We start from the raw sequence: 21387 nt of genomic DNA on the forward strand, positions 1-21387 counted from the left end.
GGGGCCTCGGGCACGTCGGTGCTGCACGCAGCGGTGAACAGCAGTGCCGCGGTCGCGGCCCCTGCCAAGAGAACTCGGGAAGTACGCATTTCCTGCTCCTGATGATCGAGACGTCGTCGTCTGACGGATGCGCTGGACGATGGTGCTGGACGGGTGCTGACTGCAGCGGCAGGCCGCCCGGCAGGAAGCGGGCATGCCGCGTCGAACGGAGTGTTCGCGGGTGTTCTTCGATCTCCCGGTCGACGGGCTCGGCACCGAGGCCGTCCGGGAGAGGCGTGCAGGTCCTGTCGCCAGCACCTGCGGGCTTCGCGCTAGACCGTCGAGGCCCTCGCGGGACGCCCCGGGACGGGCGCCCCGAGGAGCGACAGGAGCTGAGCCCTGATCCGGAGCTCGCTCTCCGGCGCGCAGGACTGCGGCCGGAACAACGAGATCTGCTTGGTGCCCTCCATCGCGGAGAACATCACGCTGACCGCGCCGTCCACGTCGTCGCACTCGAGCTCCCCGGCCCCGACCGCCCGGTGGGTCAGGCCCAGGAAGTACCGCTCCGCCTCGTCCAGGAAGCCGGCCCAGCTCGCCCGGACGTCCTGGTCGTAGAGCGCCTGCGCGACGATCTCCATCGTGAAGACCCGGTTCGCGTCGTCCAGCAGACAGCTGCGGACCGAGTACTCCACGGCGGCCTCGACCTTGGCGTACGCACTCGTCGCCTGCCCGGTCGCGGCGGCCATCGCTTCACGCCACTGGCGGTAGTAGACACCGCACGCGGCCAGCACGACCTCCTTCTTCGAGGAGTAGTGCCAGTACAGGCTGCCCTTCGTCACCCCGGCGCCCGCCGCGATCGCGTCCATGTTGACCCCGGCGATGCCTCGCGTCGAGAACAGCGTGAACGCTGCGAGCGCGAGCTCGTCGGGCTTGGCAACAGTGGGCGAGGACGTCGGCATGACGCCACCCTACCTCCTTCCATACTGGCTGGTACTGATGTGATGGACACCGGGCGATCCGGTCGCGCGCCTGCCGACGCACGGCCGGGATCAGGCGAACGCGGGCACGCGCTCGGTGAAGCCGGCCGCGGCGACCTCCTTGCGCAGCCAGGACAGCGAGTCGGCCAGCATGGGGCCGCCCTGGCCCTCGCACTCGATGCTGAGCACGCCGTTGAACCCGTCGGCACTGAGCTTCGCGAGGATCTGGCGGATGTTCTCGGCGTTCACCCCGTCCCCCGCGGCGACGTGGCTGATGGCGATGCCCGTGGCCCCGCCCCGCACGGAGTCGGCGAGCGACTGCGAGACGTCCTTGATGTGCACGTGGTCGATCTTGTCGAGGAAGCGGTCCGCGAACTCGACCGGGTCGTTGCCCGCGATGAAGGTGTTCCCTGTGTCGAGGTTGAGGCGCAGCCACGGGGAGTCGCCGCAGAACGCGAGCATCTCGGCGAGCCAGTCGGCCCGGGTCGTGAAGTAGCCGTGGACCTCGATGGTCACGACGATCTCGTGGGCCTCGGCGACGCGGATGATCTCGCCGTAGCTGCGCTTCATGAGGTCGAGGGCCTCGCGGTCCTCGAGCCCTTCGGGCTTGTGGAGGCCGTCGGTCGTCGCAACCCGGGGCGAGCCGGCGAGGGCGGCCCAGGCGATGGCCTTCTGGACGTAGGGCACGCCGACCGTGAGCCCGTCCCGCCCTGAGAGCGGGTAGGCGGCGTCGATCTGGGAGAACTCGACCCCGTAGGTCGCCATCTTCTTCCGGAGGAGCGCAGGGTCCTCGAGGAGCGAGACGTGCGGGAAGTAGCCGAGCCCGTGGATCCAGCAGGCCCCCTCGATCACGCCCGGCTCGATGTAGTGGACGTCGTTCTCCTGCGCCCAGGCCAGGGCCTGCTCGAACGACTTGTGGCTGGAGTTGAAGGCGTCGGTGTGGAAACCGATCCCGATCTGCGGCATGAGACTCCTCCGTCTGGGTAGGAACGTACTGGTCGGTGCAGCATCTATGCCGGCAAATCTGGGCCGTCATCGTTGAGATCCCGTCACGCTGTGCAGCCCTGCACGCACTCACCATACCGACCAGTATTGCAAAGTGGTGACGCCGACACTAGCATCACGATCACGTTCTGACGACCATCAATCAAAAGTCGCCAGATCGACGGACGAACAGATCGCAGGGGCCCGACGCAACGAAGCGGACACGAGGGAGCACGGATGAGAACGCGAAGAGGGGCCGCGATAGCGGCCTGCCTGGCACTGTCCACAGGACTGGCAGGCGTACTGACAGCACCGGCCACCGCCCACGAGGGGCACGAGCACCCGGACGCGCCCGAGTTCCGGGCGCTGATCTTCTCGGAGACCGCCGGGTTCGTGCACGACTCGGTCCCCGAGGCCAAGGCCATGTGGGACGAGCTCGCGGCGGCGGGCGGGTTCGAGGTCGTCCAGGCGACCGACTCGGCACTCTTCACCGACGAGGGGCTCGCGGACTTCGACGTGATCGTCCTGGCTCAGGCCTCCGGTGACGTCTGGGACGCGGCCGAGGAGAAGGCCTTCGAGAAGTACGTGCGCGGGGGTGGCGGCGTCGTCGCGATGCACAACCCGCTCGACATGGAACCGGGCTTCCCGTTCTACCGCTCGCTCATCGGGACCGAGTTCACCGCTCACTCCGCCGCAGGCACCACGGGCGAGATGGCGGTCGTGGACCGCGACCACCCCTCGACCGCCGACCTGCCCGAGCGGTGGGAGCGCAACGAGGAGTGGTACGGCTTCACCAAGTCGGTCCGTGGCGACAAGCACGTGCTCGCCCAGCTCGACCCGACGAGCGTCCCGACGTCGACCCCCGGACGCATGGTCGACCACCCGGTCACGTGGTGCGCGGACTACGAGGGCGGCCGGACGTGGGTGACCTCGGTCGGGCACTCCAAGTCCTCGTACAGCGAGGAGAACGTCCGCAAGCACGCGCTGGGCGGCATCCGCTACGCGGCCGGCGTCGAGGCCGGTGACTGCGGCGGCACGGTGTGGGACGACTTCGACAAGGTCCCGCTCGACACCAACACCTCGGCTCCGTGGGGCATCGCGGTGGCCGGCGACGGCCGCGTCTTCTTCACCGAGCTCGTCCGCGGGCAGGTGCGCATCTACGACCCGGAGCTCCAGAGCACCGTGACGGCCGCGACGATCCCCGTGTACGGGGGCGGTGAGGACGGCATGCTCGGCCTGGCGCTCGACCCGCAGTTCGCCCAGAACAACTGGGTGTACCTGTACTACTCGCCCCAGGCCGCAGGTTCGGTCAACCGGCTCTCCCGCTTCACCATGGAGGGCAACACCATGCAGCTCGACACCGAGGTCGTGATGCTGGAGATCCCGGCCGGGCGCGACGACAAGGAGATCGGGCACACGGGCGGCACCCTGCGCTTCGACGGCCAGGGAAACCTGTGGCTGTCGGTCGGCGACGACGTCGTGCCGTTCGAGTCCTCGGGCTACACCCCGATCGACGAGCGTCCGGGCCGCGCGCACTTCGACGCCCAGGGCACGTCGGCCAACAGCAACGACCTGCGCGGCAAGCTCCTGCGCATCACGCCCGAGCCGGACGGTACCTACTCGGTCCCCGAGGGCAACCTCTTCCCCGAGGCCCAGGACACCGCGGACAAGACCCGTCCCGAGATCTATGCGATGGGCTTCCGCAACCCGTTCCGCTTCACGGTCGACGTCGACGGCACGGTCTACCTCGCCGACTACGGGCCCGACGCCGGCAGCGCCAACCCGAACCGCGGCCCCGCGGGCTACGTCGAGTGGCAGTCCATCAAGGCCCCGGGCAACTACGGCTGGCCGTACTGCCACGCCAACAACATCGCGTACAACGACTTCGACTTCGTGACGAACACGTCGGGTGCGAAGTTCGACTGCGCCAACCCGGTCAACACGTCCCCGAACAACACCGGCCTGACCGAGCTCCCGCCGTCGATCCCCGCGGAGGTCTACTACTCGTACGGCGCGTCCGCGGAGTTCCCGCAGCTCGGCAGCGGCGCGGGTGCGCCCATGGCCGGACCGGTCTACCACTTCGACGAGGCGCTCGACTCGGACCGCAAGTGGCCCGAGTACTTCAGTGGCACGCCGCTGTTCTTCGAGTGGGGGCGCAACTTCATCAAGGAGTTCCCGCTCGCCGCGGACGGCTCGCTCCTCGCGATCAACCCGGTGCTGTCCAACCAGCAGTTCCTCTCGCCGCTCGACCTGCAGTTCGGGCCCGACGGCGCGCTGTACCTCCTCGAGTGGGGAGGCGGCTTCGGTCGCGACAACCCGAACTCGGGTCTGTACCGCGTCGACTACGCCGCCGACGGCAGGGCACCCACGGCCAAGGCCGCGGCCGACGTCACGACGGGCCTCGCCCCGCTGAGCGTGACGTTCTCGAGCGAGGGCACCGTCGACCGGGACGGCGACGACCTCGACTTCGCGTGGGACTTCGGCGACGGCAGCACCTCGACCGAGCAGAACCCGACGCACGTCTACACGACCAACGGGAACTTCGAGGCGCGCCTGACCGTCACGGAGCGGACCGAGTCCGCCAAGACGGGCACCGCCACGGTGCCGATCGTCGTGGGCAACACGAGCCCGGTCGTGGCGATCACGGCTCCGCCGAACGGCAGCTTCTTCCGCTGGAACGACGTCCTGCCGTGGAAGGTCGAGGTGACCGACGCCGAGGACGGCCAGATCGACTGCCAGGACGTCACGGTGCAGCCGGCCCTGGGCCACGACGAGCACGCGCACCCCACCCTGCCCGTCAACGCGTGCGAGGGCGAGGCGTCGACCATCCTCGACGAGGGGCACCTCGAGGCCGACGCGTTCTGGGTCATCGACGCGCGCTACACCGACAAGGGGGGCGCCGCGGGCGTCCAGCCGATCACGACGAGCGCGACCAACGTGTACCGCCCGACGCGCTTCCAGGCGCACTACTGGGACGAGGCCAAGGGAGTCGCGGTCGAGAACAACGCGGCCGCCGAGCTCGGCCAGTACGTGGGCGACATCCAGGACAACGACTGGCTGCGCTACGAGGACATGAACTTCCAGGGGATCGACGCCGTGCGCTACCGCGTGTCGGCCGGTCCGGAGGGCGGCGGCCGGATCGAGATGCGCCTCGGGTCGCCGACAGGTCAGCTCGTAGCCACGACACCCGTGAACAGCACGGGCGGGTGGTTCACGTTCAAGGAGACGGACCCGACGCCGGTCACCGCCCCCGCGGGGACGCACGACGTCTACCTCGTGTTCCGCTCGAACCCCGGGGTCAACTGGTCGATGACGCTCGACGTCTTCGAGGCCGTCGGGTCCGGGGTCGGCGTACCGCCCGAGGGCACGCCTCGCCAGGACACCTCGACCCAGGGGAGCTGGATCGGGAAGTACGGGACGGCGGGCTACTCGATCCCTCAGGTCGGGACGCAGCTCCCCCAGGGCGTCACGGTCGTTCCGGTGACGGGTACGCAGGCCTGGACGTGGGAGCAGAGCACCACCAAGCGGTCGGCGCTCCAGGTCCCGCCCGACGGCGCCGCGCGTCGTGCGTCGACCTGGTTCGGCGCCGGGGCGGCGGTCGACGTCACGGTCCCCGAGGGCTCGGTCTACGACCTGTCGGTCTACGTCAACAGCCACGACACGGCGAGGACGCAGAACCTCCAGGTGCTGCGTGCCGACGGTTCGGTCCTCTACCCGGCGTTCTCGGTCTCGGACAACGCCGCGGGCGTGTGGCTCACGTACCGGATCGAGTCCTCGGTCCGGGTCAAGGCCGACAAGGTGACCGGGCCGAACGCCGTGATCGGCGGCATCTTCCTCGACGAGCCCGACGTCGAGCAGCCCGTGCTCGACGTCGCCGTGACGGTCGCTCCCAAGTGTGTCGCGGGCCGCACGACGCTCACGGTCCGCGCCACCAACGGCGAGGACGTCCCGGTGGACGTCGTCGTCGAGACCCCGCACGGTCGCAAGACCTTCGCGGGCGTGGCACCGGGCAAGTCCGCCCAGCAGTCCTTCGCGACCCGGGCCGTCGACATCCCGGCCGGCGAGGTCACCGTGACCGCGACGGGCGACACAGGATCCGGTCCGATCTCCACGGAGATCGTGACCGGCTACGAGGCGGCCGGATGCAGCTGACCGCCCTCGGGGCTCCACGCGCCCACCTCTCCTGAGGCGCTCGGGGCTCCTCGCGAGCCCGGGGTCGGCGTCGTCCTTCTGTCGGACGGCGCCCCCGGCCCCGGGCTCGACACCCCATCGGAAAAGCACGAAGGCCAGGAACCTTGCGGTTCCTGGCCTTCGCGTACTGTGCGCCCGGAGGGACTCGAACCCCCAACCTTCTGATCCGTAGTTGGAAGCGGACCCCATGGACGAGACGAGCGAATCCTCGCCGGATGATACGTTTTCGCAGGTCAGAGACCTAGCGCGAGACCTTCGGCTCTATGGAGGATGTTGCCAGATATTGCTCTCTAGGGGAGGTTTCTGGAGCGCTAACCTCCCCATGACCTCCCCTGCCTAGTCGCACCACACCACCCTTCTAGACCTTCTGATGCCGCTCCTGACTACACAGGCTCAGTCATCGTCACCCTCGTGGTCAGACTCGTCGGAGTCCTCCAAGGTGCGAGAGCCGCCATGGTCGCTGTGAGAGCACGGTCCGTCATGCTCAGGTCCGGGTGAACGTAGAGCGCAGTCGTCGTCACGGAGGCGTGTCCAGCGAACTCCTGGACCGTACGTAGATCGGTTGCTGATGCCACCATGCGCGTGAGCGCAGTGTGTCGACAGTCGTGGACTCGGTAGCGCCGCGAGAGACTCAACTGCTCCTGGATCGACTCCCACCAGTCCTGGTCCTGCTCTGGAGACAGTGCGCGACCACGAGGCAGAGTAGTGAAGACCAAACCCTCATGGGACGGGTCCAGAGGGTCATAGAGATCCTCATCTCAAGACACCTTCAGTTCCGGCCTTCTGCGCCTCACGGTGAGCGATGATCACCGGTTTGAAGAGGTTCGGAATGGTCAGCGTCCGGGTCTTCTCGGGTCCTCTCTTCGCGCCTGGCAGCAGGATGAGACCGCCGTTCTTCCGGTCCGGACAGTAACGACCCTGCTTCTTGCCGCAAGGGAAGACCGGCTTACCCTCGTCGTCGCGCTCGGGGGTCGTCGTGCACCCGTGCTCGTACGTCACGCGATCCAGGTGCCTACGGACCTCGATCTTGGCAGGACGTGACCGCTGGTTGATGGCGTCGTACTCGTGCGCACTGCTCCAACCACACCTGGGGTCTACCTCTTCCAGCAGGCAGGACAACTTGTTTACGTCGGTCGAGCGGGAGAACGCAGAAAATGGGAGTTCGAGGTCGGATCGCCGTCTACGTGTCCGGTAGAGCGCCTCACAGCGGGTTGGGGAACCTCGCACTCGAACGAGCGCTCCAGGACCCTGCGTGGCTGCGTCAGCGCCTGGAGCAGGACGAGACTGGCGAGACCCTCACCGTGCAGCACTGGAGCCGCATTGCAGTCGAGCGAGCTGACCTACAGGTCTCGTGGTCCAGCGCTGGGCCATGACCCTGGCCTCTGTCTCGGCGCTCGTCCTGGTCGGACTGTGGCGCGGACGCGAGGACCGGTCAGCCAAGCCGGTCTCGGCCTCGGTCGCGAACCGGTGCAGCCAGTGCAGCCAGTGCCGCACTGTCTTGCGTGAGACGCCCATCGCCGCAGCAATGTGGGCCTGCTTCCAACCATCCCTGCGGCGCTCGACGATCAACATCCTGCCGCGAACGGTCAGACGGGCATTAGCGTGGGACACGAGGACCTCCGGGTTGTGAAGACTTCGACATCTCCACTAAGCCCGGAGGCCCTCCCTTCGACAACCGGAACTGGCACCAACCTCACGGCCGGGTACAACTAGCGCCTATGCGTCACGTTCTGAAGACGACTGATGCATCAGTCGTGCCTACGTATCGCCGAAAAAGATGCACGAGTCCTATGCTGGTGCACCCCTATGTCCGCTCTGTAACGTCATTGGCATGGAAGAAACGCATGGCACTCCTGCCGATGAGGAGGAGCCTTCAGACGACAACACGGCGACCCGCTCGCCAGCAACCACGCGACCTCGTGGGGATGGCGACCTGCGTAGGTACGTGCCGTACCCGACGAGGGTGCCGAGATCTGTCTTCCAGGAGGCGGATAGAGCCATGCGCCTCTACGACGAGACAGTCAACAAGCGCGACCGCAGCCTGAAGCAGTCGCTCCGCCAGATCGATCTCGCGACCAGAGCAACACCGCAGTGGAGTGACGACACCTGGCGGCAGATCGGTAGAGCCGGAGCGCTCGCTCTCAGCCTCGATCCGGTCATCCAGGCAGAGACCGGAGCCATCGTCAACGCCGCCTACGACGCGCGGCTGACGGGGGATACCAAGCACCTCGAAGACGTGTTCGCTGCCACCAGCAAGCAGACGCTGGAATTGCTCAGGGGCGTGGGTCCCGTCGCCATCCTCGAAGCAGGTCTTGCCGAGTCTCGCCGTGAGTACGAGGCGTTCATGAAGAAACTCCGTGGGTCCGGCAAGCCTTTCCCTGACCTACGCCACATCCCAGAGCAGGCTCGCTCTGCTGACATCCCAAGCCTCGCCTCTCAGGCACTCTCCCACCTTCCGTCTGCTGTGACGCTCCGTGAGGTGTTCGCGCGCTTGGAAGATGTCGAGGACGACAACCGCTTCGAAGAGGCGGTCGAGGCAGCGCTGCTCGACGTTGAGCCTGACTCCGACCTGGCGTCCCCTGCTACCGAAGAGGAACTGTCATCACGCCAAGCGCTGATGGAACTCCTGTCCGCACTGCGACCTGATCTCACTGGAGACCCTGACCTCAGCCGGAAGATCTCGCGTTATGCGGGCGCGAGCAGTGTGGTCTTCTACGGCTACCTGTACTACTTCCAACCGGACCTGTTCGTCGTGATGCGGGTCTACCTGGAGATGTTCGGTCTGGGAAGCCTCATCTCCGGAGCGATGCACAAATTCAGCGCACCCAAACAACGCCGCGACTCCGAAGAGCAGGACTGATGCTCCGGCTCGCTACGCTGCTTCCATGACCACAGACGGCAGCAGCGAGCGTGCGGGCTCATCTGACGACGAGCGGTACGAAGAGGTCGAGGAGACGAGCGCTGCCGAGGGCGAGCCTGAGACCTCCCGCGAGGTAGCGCATTTCCGACCGCCTCGAACAATGCGGGATGTCACAGGCACTCCGCTCATGAACTTCGCCAGGATCGACACCGGTGACATGCTCGGAATCGGCAAGGTGGTCAACGACATCCAGCGCTCGATGATCCCGGACATGCAGACCTGGCAGAAGGAACTCCTCCCCTCTATCACCGCCATCCAGCGTGACCTCGTTCCGGAGATGGCGCAGTGGCATCGCAGCGTGCTGCCGAGCATGCAAGGGATGATCGACACTCTGCTGCCATCACTCGTCACCGTGAACTCAGCCGTCCAAGTCAGCGGCATCACCGGCTTCCTCGACATCTTCCGAGAGCGTCATCGCGAGATGATGAGGGACCTGTTTCCCGGCTACCGCGCAGCATCCATCGTTGGTGCGCTCGCCACCCAGGGGTCCAGGACCGCAGACGCTGCGTCCGCACGTGTGATCCAGCAGTTGGTGGCAGACCCCATCGCAGACACGAGCGCACTCGAAGAGATGACACCGGCGCTGAGACTGGCAGCAGACGTCGCCTCCCGTCTCACCAGCACTGACGAGGAACTCGACGAGGAGCAGTTCGAAGAGGTCGCGAACCAGGTAGCACGCGAAGTCGATGAGGACTACGACCCAGATCTCCCACCAACACCTGATGAGATGGCAGCGAGCAAAGCACTCGTGCAACTCCTCATCGCTCTTCGTCCAGACCTCTCCGACGACCCGCAGTTTCGTCGCAGGGTCGCATGGGTATCAGGGGGTGGTGGCGTTGTGGTGAGTACCGCAATGATCATGTCCTACCCTCCAGCATTCGCTTTGATCAGCACTCTTCTCGTCATCGTGAGCATCGTGAAAGGGTTCCAGAACGGTGCGGACCGCCTTGTGGCTCCAGGCGCATACAAGAAGCCTCAGAACCCACACTCGGAAGACTGAACTTTCACACCTTCCCTCGTGTCTACATCTGTAGACACTCTGAAACGTCCCTCGCGACGCCTCCTGGCGCAAAGAGCGCGAGCTCCTGCAAACCCCCATGCCACCTCTTCGGTCACTCGCTGTAGAGGCGGAGCGACCCTTATGCCTTGATGGCTGAGGGAGGAGAGATGGAAGAACAACACCGCAAGAGCGCACGAGACACGATGACGAAGAACCCCTGGGTGAGCACTTAGTGCATCAGAGACTCGGGTCGTTGAGTGCGAGGCGTACCTGGCGAGCCTCGATGCCTACCTGAAGAGGGCGCTGATGACATGCCTCCAGCGCGAACATGGTCGCAGCGTGGAGGTGGTCGTGGTCACCGCTCAGGCGGTTGCTTCCGCGTCTCCGTCTTTGTCCTGATCTCCAGCGCTCGTGAGCACGGCAGGGATAGCCGTTGACGCTCCAGCTGACGCCGCTTCTCCATCGGTTTCCGTGGCGTCAGGCGTCGTCGTGGCATCGCGTTCCGCGTCGCTCAACGGCACGTCAGGGAGCATCGCGGAGTACTTCTCGCGCATCCGCTCCACACTGCGGTCATTAGACGCTTGCCAGTTAAGATTCTCCTCCACAAATTTGTGGCGATGATTCGCATCCTGGAGAATCTCACTCCAGAGTTTCACCCAGATGGTGCACTCCTTCGTGTGCTGAATAGCACCCTTCGGCATGTTCTGCTGCGTCCGTCGACCTTCAACGAACGAATCAATCTCATCGCCGATCAGGAAGAACTCCCAGCGCGTCGAGTCCTTATTGAAGCGACGATCCTCCATGACCGCATTCGCATACAGTTCGATCTGCGTAAGTTCTTTGTGAGTGAGTTTGACGCTCGGTCGCTTCAGTTCAACCATGAGGTGCTCGAAGCGGTTCTGCTGGACCTTCGCTGCGCGCCACAGCACCAGGTCTGGTCGTCCATCCCGTCCATCGATCAGGAGTACGGGGTCGTTCGGGTCCTCCGCGACGCTCACATCTTCACCCAGGAGTTCGAGGTGCTCGCGGAGAACGCGGCTGAGCCTCAGGTCGCTGGTTGAGACACCCCACTCTTCTCCGAAGACCCAAGGTTCCTGCTCCAGCATCTTGTGAAGGTGATCGCGTTCCAACGTCGCCTTTTTCGGCCCCTTGTCGTAGATGATCGTGTCGAGCAGGGTGAGGAAGTCAAGACGATCTCCGATGACCCGGCTCGCTCGAAGCACATTTGACAGGCTTGTTCGATTAAGCAGGGAGTCGAACTCAGCGAGTTCATCCTTCGAAAGTCCGATTACGTCTCTCAACACCCTCTTGAGGCTGCTTGGGTCGTTCTCGGTCGCTTCGCGAATAAGAGTGAGCGCGAGCTTCTTCCCCTTTGGCTTAGACTCGTTGATGATTCTCGACGCTGCGACGGCAATGATGTCAAAGGTTTCTTTCTTGACTGCCTCAGCCTCGGACTGCGGCTCCCCCGTGAATGGGTATACATTTTCATCGCGCCAGTCCTTAATGATTTTCTGTTTCAGTGCGTCATCGCGCTCTTTGAAGTGAGTCTTTAGTTTGTCCTTCGCCGCTTCGAGCACCGGAGCGGCGTCGCCGCCTCCCATCTCGGCAAGCATCCAGTCGTGCTTGAGTTCCCTGAAGTTTCGCCATTTCAGGTAGGCGGTGAATTGGTGGTCCTTTGCGTGGATTCGGGAAGGAACCTCGGCAATCGTCATTCCTTCTTCATCACAGAAGAAGATGTGACGGTCCACAGTGCGGTTCCACTCGAGAACGGTGAGAGTTACCGGCTCGCCTTGGAACTCCCCAAGGTCATACTCATTCGTTTCCGTGATGAGGCGTTTGGGATCGATCTTCTTGTTCCAGAAGGTGATCTCCACCTTGGGGTAGCGCGTGAGGTAGAGGGCAAACTGCGCCGTGAGCAGATCCACGACCGTCTCGCGCAGCAGCCATGTCTGCGCCTCCGCTGTCGGCAGCGTCATGCGCACCTTGGTGCCGGTGTCTCCACTGACATCTTCCGGGTCCACCTCGAAGCCGAAACCTGTGAGGTCGCCTCGCGTACCTTCGATCCGGACCCGCTTGCGCGTGCCGTCTTCTTGGGTTGCGACCGACTCCCAGACCGCACGGTTGCCGAGACCGTACGCCGCGTAGCGACCACGACCCTTGTGACCATGTAGGAGCCTCTGACCTCGGGTTGCCTCTGCTCGGCGCTTCCAGGAGCCTCCGATGCCGCTGAAGCCGTCCTCAGCCTCTTCTAGCGTCATGCCGATGCCGTCGTCCACGACCGAGATGGCATCGATCCCGCCACCAGCACCTTCCTCGACCACGACGTCAACGTGATCGCTGTCAGCGTCCAGAGCATTCAGGATCAGTTCAGAAAGTCCGAACCGCGCATCCTTGATGAAGGACTCAAGGAGATCGTCTTTGGCTTCGACACTGAGGCGGCGCATCTTGCTATTCAACCAGTGCAGGTCAACCCTGCTGACCTGCCTCGCCGGGTGATGATCCCAGATCATGTGGGGGTGCTGTCGGGCGCTGAGCATCGCATGGAACCTCTCCACCTCCTCGGCAGCATCCTCGACCTCCAGCACCTCACCAGCACGTCCGCGGCGCTCATAGAGCCGTTGCGCTCGCTGTGCACGCCTCTCCGCCGTCGTTGCTCCCTCTCGAAGGAGGTTGCGGCGCGGCCGAGCCATCTCCTGCGGGTCCGGACGCGTCTCGTCCAGTCGATCCACGGCTTCCTGGTAGGACTGCATCCGACCCTTGTACCGACGAGCCGCCTCTTCGAGGTAGCGCTTCCTCTCCTCACAAGAGTCATCACTCATCAGGCGCGTGAGGGACTCACAGTCCAGACCCCAGTCGTCCCAGTCCTCCTCGTCGGACTTCGGTGGAACTAGAGCAACCTCTCCTGCGTGCACGCTTGCCAGATGGTTCTCGACCCCCCACCGGTACTCCGCGAGTTCCTCGCCGAGGTCGGCACGCTTGTACGCATGCGCCTGCTTCTCCAGCACTGATGCGACCGAGGAGAGCAGCGTGCAGGCGGCAGTGAGATCCCATGTCGTCCGCTGGAGAACCAGGCGTCCCCGGGACCTCTTGAAGGTGTCGTGCTGGCTCTCTCGGACTGCGCCGTCGAGAGCGCCTGCCACAAGCCTCTCGACCCTCGCAGGAGTGAACCGGCGAGGACGAAAGGGTCGTTGCTTCGTGAGTGACTCCTCCCTCGCCGTCCATCGGTCGAGGCGTTCTCGCTCACGCTCTTCGTAGTCGCGCCGCTGCTGCTCCCTTGTTCGCAGGAAGAGGCTCACCAGGAGGTCAGCGCGAGGAACGGCGACCTCCTGGCTCCATGCCCGCATGCTGTCAGCGGCTTCAGGGGTCAGCGGTTGGAGGCTCACGTCGAGTGGTGCAGATTCGAGCCACTGACCCTCGTGGGAGTAGGCGATGACTTCTGGCAGGAGGGTCTTCAGCCTCCACCGTGGAGCGTTGCGGTAGGCGCTGCTAAGAAAGCGCTTCTGTGCGAGGTGCTCTCGCTCGCCCTGTAGCCGTGCTTGAGCCTGCTTCTTCTCCTGTGCCAGTCGGTGGCGCTCCACAGCCTCCCTGACACGCTCTGCTGCCTCGTGAGAGGTCGTCACACGGCTCTCACGCGCTCGTGCTTCCTGTGCACGCTTCAGCCTCTTACGGGGGTTCCTGCGCTCGTCGTTGCGTCGCTTGCGCCCTTCGGGAGGGAGGCGAGCCTGGAGGCGACGACGCTGGACGGAGGTGAGTCTCCGGTCCGGTCGTCGTTGCTCGTCTGCCATGGCTCAACCGTAGGTAGGCCGGGGAGGGAGGTTACGTGGGGAGGTTACGCACCACTCACGTTGCCGTTCGCAGCGCAACAGGTGGGGCGGTGTTGGTCAGGTCTGGGGACCGTAACCTCCCCCTAACCTCCCCACGGGGGAGGTATGGCAACCTCCCCAGAGGCAACCAGAAACCCCCGCTAGCCAGCGTTCATGCTGGTCAGCGGGGGTTCTTGGAACCACTACTACTGGTGCGCCCGGAGGGATTCGAACCCCCAACCTTCTGATCCGTAGTCAGATGCTCTATCCGTTGAGCTACGGGCGCCCGGCCGCTCTGCGATTTCTCTTGAGCAGCCGTCGAGAAGACTACAACGAGTTTCGCTGGATACTCAAACCGATACCGGCTGACCAGCCACTTCGTGACGCAGGACACCTTGATCGCCCCTCGTCGAGGCCGTCCGGCGCGTCGACGGAGCGTCAGTCGCACCAGCCGCATCTGACGCTCATCAGACGTCATACCTCCTGTAGTCTCACGGGAGCCGGCACGACCGCGCCGACGCTCGCGGGTGAATGCCCGCGGACCGATCGCCCGCAGACGGAGGAACCCACCGTGAGACTCGCTCGGATCGACACCCCCACCGGCCCTCGCCCCGTCGTCCAGGACGGCGACGTGTGGGCCGTGGTCGTGGACCACCACGCCCCGGTCCTCGAGCGCACGGGCGAGACCCACCCCGTCGACGGCACGCGCCTCCTCGCTCCGTGCGAGCCACGGGTCGTGCTCGGCATGGCGCACAACAGCGGTCCGGCGGACCGGCTCGTCCCGCCGCAGGCGTTCACCAAGTCGGCGCGCACCGTGATCGGCCCCGGCGAGCCTGTGCGCCTCGACCCGGCCGCGGGCAAGGTCGTGGTCGAGGGCGAGCTCGCGATCGTCATCGGACGGACCGCCCGCCACCTGACGCCCGAGCAGGTCCCCGGCGTGATCCTCGGCTGGACCGTGGGCAACGACGTCACGGCGTACGAGCAGAGCGCGCTCGACGACAAGTTCACGCAGTCCAAGAACGGGGACGGCTTCACGCCGCTCGGCCCGTGGATCGAGACGGACCTCGCGACCCCGGGCGACCTCGCGATCGACGTCCAGGTCGACGGCGCCACGCAGGCCGAGGCGTCGACGTCTGGTCTCGCGTGGGACGTCGTCGAACAGCTCGTCTACCTGACGTCGCACCTGACCCTCGGCCCGGGCGACGTGGTCCTCACGGGGTCGCCGAGCACGTCGGCGCACGTCGTGCCGGGTCAGACCTCCTCCATCACGATCGAGGGCGTCGGGACGCTCACGAACCCGATCGTCTGACCTGACCGCCGGCCACTTGTCAGAACCAGCGTGACCCCGCACACCCGCTCGTTCTGACAAGTATGCGGGCCGGCGCGCCGTCGGGCGTACACCGCGAGGACGGCGACCGGTCCCCCCAGGGCATGACGCGCCGTCGGGCAGGTCCCCACCACGGCCGGACGCGGCGCACCCCGTCCTCGCCGAAGGATGGGAGCATGACGAACCTCGGCCCTGCCCCCTCGACCGGCTCGCCCCTCGTCGCCTCCGGGCTGACGAAGGTCTACGGCACCGACCACACCGCCACGCACGCCCTCGCGGGCGTCTCCCTCACGGTCTCCCCCGGCGAGTCCGTCGCCATCATGGGCCCTTCCGGCTCGGGCAAGACGACGCTCCTGCACTGCCTCGCGGGGATCGTCAAGCCCACGTCGGGCACGGTGTCCTGGCGCGGTGAGGACCTGACGACCCTGAGCGAGGGCCGTCGCACGGCCCTGCGCCGCCAGGACTTCGGCTTCGTGTTCCAGTCGGGCCAGCTCCTGCCCGAGCTCCCCGCGGTCGAGAACGCCGCCCTGCCGCTCATGCTCGCGGGCACCCCGCGCGCCGAGGCCACGCAGGTCGCGGCGGCCTGGCTCGCGCACCTGGGCCTGGCCGGCATGGAGCAGCGCCGGCCGGGCGAGCTCTCGGGCGGCCAGGCCCAGCGCGTCGCGATCGCGCGCGCCCTCGTCGGGTCGCCCGGCGTCGGGTTCGCCGACGAGCCCACGGGCGCGCTCGACCAGGGCACGGGGGCCGAGGTCCTGTCGGTCCTCACGGCCGCTGTCCAGGCGTCGGGCGCGGCGCTCGTGATCGTCACGCACGACGCGGGCGTGGCCCGCTACTGCTCGCGCACGGTCACGATGCGCGACGGCCGCATCTCGGGCGAGTTCCACGCGGCTCCCGCACGACAGGCCTCCCCGCAGGCCCAGGTGCCCGAGGGCGCCACGCGCGCCGCGATGGCCGCGCACCCCGCGAACGGCGCACCCGCGGCGCAGCACGACCCCACGCAGGGAGCGGCCCGATGAAGGCCACCCTCGACCTGTGGTGGCTCCTGCGCCGCCGCAGCTCCGACAGCCGCGACCCCCAGGGGCTGACCAACGTCCTGGCGATCATCGCGTTCGCCGCGACGACCGCGATCCTGCTCGTCGTCGTCGGCGGCGTGGGGGCCTTCCTGGGGCGTGCCGGCGGGATCGAGGGCATGAGGGACGGGACGGGGGCCGACGTCACCTCGTACGACGTCCAGTACCCGGTCTTCGCGGCCGTCGCCGCACTCCTCCTGCTCATCCCCCTCGTCACGCTGGGCGGGGCGGCGGCCCGTCTCGCCGTGGCCCGTCGAGACGCCCGGCTGGCGTCGCTGCGCCTGGCCGGGGCGACGACCGGGCAGGTCGGGACCCTGACGGTCCTCGACGCTGCCGCACAGGCGCTCGTGGGCGCCCTGGTGGGACTCGTGGGCTACGCGGCCCTGCTGCCGCTGGTCGCACAGCTGCGCTTCCAGGGCCGCACGTTCGAGATCTCCGAGCTGTGGGTCGGCGTGCCCGCGCTGCTGCTCGCGGTCGTGGGCGTCGTGCTCGTCGCCCTGTTCTCGGCGGCCGTCTCGCTACGCCGGGTCGCGATCACGCCCCTGGGCGTCGCGGCCCGCGTGACCCCGCCCGGCATGAAGGCCGTGCGCCTGATCAGCATGGGGCTGGCCTTCGTCGCCATGATCGTCGCGACGAACGTGTCGTTCGGCAGCGACGCCGTGGGGATCACGATCCTCGTGCTGGTCCTCGTGGCCGGGTTCGCGACGCTCAACGTCGTCGGCCCGTTCGTCATCTGGGTCGTGGGGCGGATCACTGCTCACCGCGCGAAGGGGGTGCCGACGCTCCTCGCGGGCCGTCGCATCGTCGACTCGCCCAAGACGGCGTGGCGCTCGGTGGGCGGGGTCGCGCTCGCGACGTTCATCGCGGGCATGACGAGCATCTTCGCGCTCTTCGACCCGAGCATGGGCGCCGACGCGAGCGAGGCCCAGTTCATGGGCGACCTCAAGACGGGCGGCTTCCTCACGCTCGCGATCGCGGGCGTGCTGGCCGCGGTGTCGACGGGAGTCATGCAGGCGGGGCGCGTGATCGACCAACGCGGCGAGTACCGCGCGCTGACCCTCGCGGGCACCGACCTCAAGACCCTCGACAAGGCGCGCCTGCGCGAGACCGTGATCCCGCTCGTGGCGAGCGTCGGCCTCGCGACGACGGGCGCCCTGATGTTCATGGCACCGATCATCGGGCTCAACGCGTTCGCGAACGTCGACGTGATGCTGCAGTTCCTGGCGTGCGTCGCGGGAGCCTCGGCGCTCGTGCTGGCCGGCGCGGCCGCGTCCCGGTTCGTGGTGCGGTCGGCCATGGCGGCCTGACGTCACGCGGTAGCCGATCCCGGGCTCGCGCCGCGCCCACCAGCGCCCGACGGCGGAGCTCACGTCCCGCCGTCGGGCCGCGGTGTGCGGGGGGTGAGGTCTCGGGGCGTCGCCTCGGTGCGCTGTTCCGGGCAACAGAAAAGGCCCCGGGCCTGACGCAGCCGGGACCTTCCTGAGCGGAGACGGAGGGATTTGAACCCTCGAACGGGTTGCCCCGTTACCACCTTAGCAGGGTGGCGCACTAGACCTGACTATGCGACGTCTCCATGCTCGGATGCTAGGCACCGAGCGTCGCAAGGCTACCTTCTCGGGGCACTGCGGAGCAAAACAGGGTGGCGAGAGGGGTACACGCTCCGCCGCCTCCTGCCCCGGAGCGCACGCCGGACGACCGCCGGAGCCGCCCTCCTCGCGGTGAGGAGGACGGCTCCGACCGTGTCACGACGGGCCCGCACCCGCGGGCGTCAGCCCCGGACGCTCGCGGTGTCCTTGTCGAGGTCGTCCTCGGGAGCGGCCTCCGCGGCACCGGCGGCCTCGTGCGGGTGGCGCCGCTCGAGCGAGGCCCCCTCGACGTCGACGTCGGGCAGGATCTTGTCGAGCCAGCGCGGCAGCCACCACGCCTTGTCCCCCGCGAGGTGCATGAGCGCGGGCACGACCATCATGCGGATCACGAACGCGTCGACGAGCACACCGAAGGCGAGCGCGAAGCCGATCGGCCGGATCATCGCGCTGTGCGAGAAGATGAAGCCGCCGAACACCGCGATCATGATGATCGCCGCGGCCGTCACGACCGAGCGACCGGCCCGGACGCCCTGCACGACCGCGATGCGCGCCGGCGCGCCGTGCGCGTACGCCTCACGCATGCCCGACCCGAGGAAGAGCATGTAGTCCATCGCGAGCCCGAACAGGATGCCGACCAGGATGGTCGGCAGGAAGTTCAGGATCGGGCCGGGGCTCTCGACGCCGAACACGCCGCCCAGCCAGCCCCACTGGTAGATCGCGACGACCCCGCCGAGGGCGGCGAAGTACGACAGGATGAAGCCGAGCGTCGCGATGACCGGGACGAAGATCGACCGGAACACCAGGACCAGGATGATCAGCGACAGGCCGACCACGACCGCGAGGTAGACCGGCAGCGCGGACGCGAGCTTCTCCGAGATGTCGACGTTGCCGCTCGCCGAGCCCGCGACGCCGATCTCGTACGTCCCGTCGATCGGCGACATGTCGCGCAGCGTGTGCACGAGCTCCTCGGTCGACTCGCTCGTGGGCCCCTCGGCGGGCACCACCTGGAACGCCGCGACCGTTCCGTCCTCGGACGTTCCGATGGGCGCGACGGCCACGACGTCCTCCTGGTCGAAGAGCGTCTGTGCGATCTCCACCTGGGCCGTCATCGAGTCGACGGCAGCCTCGGCCTCAGACCCTGCCTCGACGGCAGGCAGGTCGGCGACGACGAGCAGCGTCCCGTTCTGGCCCTCGCCGAACTTCTCGGCGAGCGTCGAGTACGCCTGGTACTGCGTCGAGTCGTGCGGCTCGGTCGAGCCGTCCGGCAGGTTGAGCCGCAGGTCGAGCGCGGGCAGCGCCACGAGCAGCAGCGCCGCGATGCCGACGACGACGCGCACCACGGCCCAGCCGGTCGACATCGGACGGATCTCGGCGGGCGCCGACGTGGCCCCCTGGGCCTCCTGCGCGCCGCGCGTCGCAGCCCCAGACCCACCTACCGCCGTGCCCGCGAGGCGCGCGCGCTCCTTCTTGCTGAGGATCCGTTCACCCACGAGGCCGAGCAGCGCAGGCGTGAGCGTCACGGCGATGAGGACCGCGATCGCGATGCAGGCCGCGCCGACGGTGCCCATGAGTCCCAGGAACGGGATGCCCGTGACGTTGAGGGCGAGCAGCGCCACGAGCACCGTGGTGCCCGCGAACACGACCGCGTTGCCCGACGTCCCGTTGGCCAGCGCGATCGACTCGTGCAGCTCGTCGCCCGCCTTGAGCTGTCGACGGTGCCGGTTGACGATGAAGAGCGAGTAGTCGATCCCGACCGCCAGCCCGAGCATGAGCCCGAGCACGGGCGTCACGGACGCCATCTCGACGACCCCGGACAGGGACAGCGCACCGAGCGCGCCGATCCCCACACCGATCAGGGCGGTCAGGATCGGCAGGCCGGCGCCGATGAGCGTGCCGAGCATGACGACGAGCACGACCGCGGCGACCAGCAGGCCGACGATCTCTCCCGCACCGATGATGCTCGGGGCGCCCATGGTCATGTCGGCCGAGAGGTGCACCTCGAGGTCCGCGGGGGCGGTGTCGAAGACCGAGACGAGCTCGTCCTTGGTCTCCTGCGGGATCTCCATCTGCGGGTCCGTGAACGAGATCATGACGATCGCGGTCGTGCCGTCCTCGGAGACCATGCGGATCTCGGAGGCCATGTCGAGCAGGGTCGCTCCCTGCTCGAGCTGGGCGCTCTGCTCCTCGAGCTGGCTCGCGCCGTCGTCGAGGGCGGTCTGCTGCGTCTCGAGCGCCGCGAGCCCCTGGTCGATCGTCGCCTGCTGCGCGTCGAGCTGCGGCTGGGCCTGCGCGAGCATGCCCGCGGCCTCCGCCTGGGCGCGGGCGGCGTCGAGCTGAGCCTGGCCGGCCTCCAGCTGAGCACGGCCCGCGTCGAGCTGGGCCTGGCCGGCCTCGAGCTGCGTGCGCCCGGCCTCGACCTGGGCGCGCCCGTCCTCCACCTGCTGCTGCTGCGTGGCACGGTCGGCCTCGGTCACGAAGGGGTCCATGACCGCCGTGACGCCGTCGACCTCCGAGGCGTCCGCGACCAGCCCGGCGATCTCGTCCTGCTGCGCGGCGGTGAGCTCCTCGCCGTCGGCCGACTGGACGACGACGGTCCCCGTCCCGCCCGACGCGTCGGGGAAGTCGCTCTGCAGGCGGTCGGTCACCTCGGCCGTGGGGGTGCCCGGGATCGAGAAGGTCGTCGCGAGCGTGCCCGCGCCCAGCGCGAACGCCACGCCCGCCGCGACGAGGACCGCGAGCCACGCGACGATCACCGTCTTCGCGCGTCGCGCCGACCAGCGGCCGACGCGGTAGAGAAATTCAGCCATGAGAGTCCTTCGGTTGCGCGCGAGTACGCGGATGGGTGGGTCAGCGGGTGCGGCATGACGAGGCGACCGGCTCGTGGCCGGTCCGGGTCGCGTCGAGGAGCCGTTCGAGCAGGTCGGTCCAGGCCTCGCGCGCAGCCGGGTCGTCGACCGCGCCCGTCACGTCGACCCAGCGGAGGTAGACCACGATCAGCCCGCTCATGAGCGAGCCGACGAGGAGCTCGACGTCGAACGGGTCGGCGTCGGGGTGGCTCGCGGCCAGGGCTGCCGTGAGGCGCATGCTCACGTCGGCGAAGACCTTGATGAGGGTGAAGGCGCGCCGGGGCGAGGGGCCACCCTCGTCGCCCAGGACGCGGGTCAGGTAGACCAAGGGAGTCACGAAGTCGGTCGAGCGCAGGGCGTCCGCGACCTCGTCGAAGAGCGTGACGTCGGCTCCGTCCCCGCCCGGCCGGTCCCTCGGGACCACCTGGTCCCGCCCGACCTGCTGGTCCGACGCGATGGCGTCGAGCCGGTCGAGCGCTGCGCCGACGACCTCGCTGCAGACCTCGGTCACGACGTCGTCGAGCGACGCGAAGTGGTTGAAGACGGTGCGCCGGGAGACGTCGGCACGCTCCGCGAGCTCGTCGACCGAGAACCTCGTCCCGCCCGACTCCCCGATCAGGGCCGCGGCGGCGTCGACGATGGCCCGCCGGTGGCGGGCCTTGAGCGCAGCACGACGATCGACCGCAGGCAGGGACATGTCTCTA

The 21387-nt window shown here is 67.4% G+C and carries 14 protein-coding genes and 2 tRNA genes; 6 read left to right on the forward strand and 10 right to left on the reverse strand.

Going from position 1 to position 21387, the window contains the following annotated elements:
- Positions 1–311 precede the first annotated feature (311 nt).
- Together H9652_RS12470 and H9652_RS12475 are read right to left on the reverse strand one after the other, a co-directional pair.
- Positions 312–938: a TetR/AcrR family transcriptional regulator gene (locus H9652_RS12470; protein WP_191796541.1), complete on the reverse strand. Its 627-nt coding sequence runs from the start codon at positions 936–938 to the stop codon at positions 312–314.
- Positions 939–1028: 90 nt separating this feature from the next.
- Positions 1029–1922: a sugar phosphate isomerase/epimerase family protein gene (locus H9652_RS12475; protein WP_191796542.1), complete on the reverse strand. Its 894-nt coding sequence runs from the start codon at positions 1920–1922 to the stop codon at positions 1029–1031.
- Positions 1923–2177: 255 nt separating this feature from the next.
- On the opposite strand from H9652_RS12475, the gene H9652_RS12480 reads away from it, so the two are divergent.
- Positions 2178–6092 (forward strand): ThuA domain-containing protein, encoded by a 3915-nt coding sequence (locus tag H9652_RS12480; protein WP_191796543.1) that lies wholly within the window; start codon positions 2178–2180, stop codon positions 6090–6092.
- 422 nt (positions 6093–6514) lie between these two features.
- Here H9652_RS12480 and H9652_RS20445 read toward each other — a convergent pair whose 3' ends face one another.
- The 3 genes from H9652_RS20445 to H9652_RS12495 form a co-directional block, all read right to left on the reverse strand.
- On the reverse strand, positions 6515–6847 hold the full coding sequence (locus H9652_RS20445; RefSeq protein ID WP_191796544.1) for a tyrosine-type recombinase/integrase: 333 nt from the start codon (positions 6845–6847) through the stop codon (positions 6515–6517).
- 37 nt (positions 6848–6884) lie between these two features.
- A complete protein-coding gene (locus H9652_RS12490) occupies positions 6885–7130 on the reverse strand; it encodes a hypothetical protein (protein ID WP_191796545.1) in 246 nt (81 codons plus the stop codon).
- 297 nt (positions 7131–7427) lie between these two features.
- A complete protein-coding gene (locus H9652_RS12495; protein ID WP_318244149.1) occupies positions 7428–7742 on the reverse strand; it encodes a leucine zipper domain-containing protein in 315 nt (104 codons plus the stop codon).
- A gap of 388 nt (positions 7743–8130) precedes the next feature.
- Between H9652_RS12495 and H9652_RS12500 the strand changes: the two genes are divergently transcribed.
- Together H9652_RS12500 and H9652_RS12505 are read left to right on the forward strand one after the other, a co-directional pair.
- On the forward strand, positions 8131–8991 hold the full coding sequence (locus H9652_RS12500) for a hypothetical protein (protein ID WP_191796547.1): 861 nt from the start codon (positions 8131–8133) through the stop codon (positions 8989–8991).
- A gap of 25 nt (positions 8992–9016) precedes the next feature.
- The gene (locus tag H9652_RS12505; protein ID WP_191796548.1) at positions 9017–10051 is read left to right on the forward strand and encodes a hypothetical protein; all 1035 of its coding nucleotides are present in this window, start codon (positions 9017–9019) and stop codon (positions 10049–10051) included.
- A 362-nt stretch (positions 10052–10413) separates the two neighbouring features.
- Here the strand turns inward: H9652_RS12505 and H9652_RS12510 are convergent, their stop codons facing one another.
- On the reverse strand, positions 10414–13836 hold the full coding sequence (locus tag H9652_RS12510; RefSeq protein ID WP_191796549.1) for an ATP-binding protein: 3423 nt from the start codon (positions 13834–13836) through the stop codon (positions 10414–10416).
- 228 nt (positions 13837–14064) lie between these two features.
- Positions 14065–14140 (reverse strand) — tRNA-Arg (locus tag H9652_RS12515).
- A 285-nt stretch (positions 14141–14425) separates the two neighbouring features.
- On the opposite strand from H9652_RS12515, the gene H9652_RS12520 reads away from it, so the two are divergent.
- The 3 genes from H9652_RS12520 to H9652_RS12530 all read left to right on the forward strand — a co-directional run bounded on the left by H9652_RS12520 (position 14426) and on the right by H9652_RS12530 (position 17558).
- The gene (locus tag H9652_RS12520) at positions 14426–15163 is read left to right on the forward strand and encodes a fumarylacetoacetate hydrolase family protein (protein WP_191796550.1); all 738 of its coding nucleotides are present in this window, start codon (positions 14426–14428) and stop codon (positions 15161–15163) included.
- A gap of 194 nt (positions 15164–15357) precedes the next feature.
- A complete protein-coding gene (locus H9652_RS12525; protein WP_225228175.1) occupies positions 15358–16197 on the forward strand; it encodes an ABC transporter ATP-binding protein in 840 nt (279 codons plus the stop codon).
- Positions 16194–17558, forward strand: coding sequence for an FtsX-like permease family protein (locus tag H9652_RS12530; RefSeq protein ID WP_191796552.1), 1365 nt, complete (start codon positions 16194–16196; stop codon positions 17556–17558). Before H9652_RS12525 ends, H9652_RS12530 begins: the two co-directional genes overlap by 4 nt.
- Positions 17559–17735: 177 nt before the next feature.
- On the opposite strand, the gene H9652_RS12535 is transcribed toward H9652_RS12530, so the two are convergent.
- From H9652_RS12535 to H9652_RS12545, 3 genes are all read right to left on the reverse strand, one after another.
- Positions 17736–17824, reverse strand: a tRNA-Ser gene (locus H9652_RS12535).
- Positions 17825–18019: 195 nt separating this feature from the next.
- Entirely contained in the window at positions 18020–20644 is a 2625-nt protein-coding gene (locus tag H9652_RS12540) for an MMPL family transporter (RefSeq protein WP_191796553.1), read from the reverse strand.
- A 40-nt stretch (positions 20645–20684) separates the two neighbouring features.
- A complete protein-coding gene (locus tag H9652_RS12545; RefSeq protein ID WP_191796554.1) occupies positions 20685–21380 on the reverse strand; it encodes a TetR/AcrR family transcriptional regulator in 696 nt (231 codons plus the stop codon).
- Positions 21381–21387 lie beyond the last annotated feature (7 nt).

Source organism: Oerskovia rustica (assembly GCF_014836555.1).
Lineage (GTDB): Bacteria > Actinomycetota > Actinomycetes > Actinomycetales > Cellulomonadaceae > Oerskovia > Oerskovia rustica.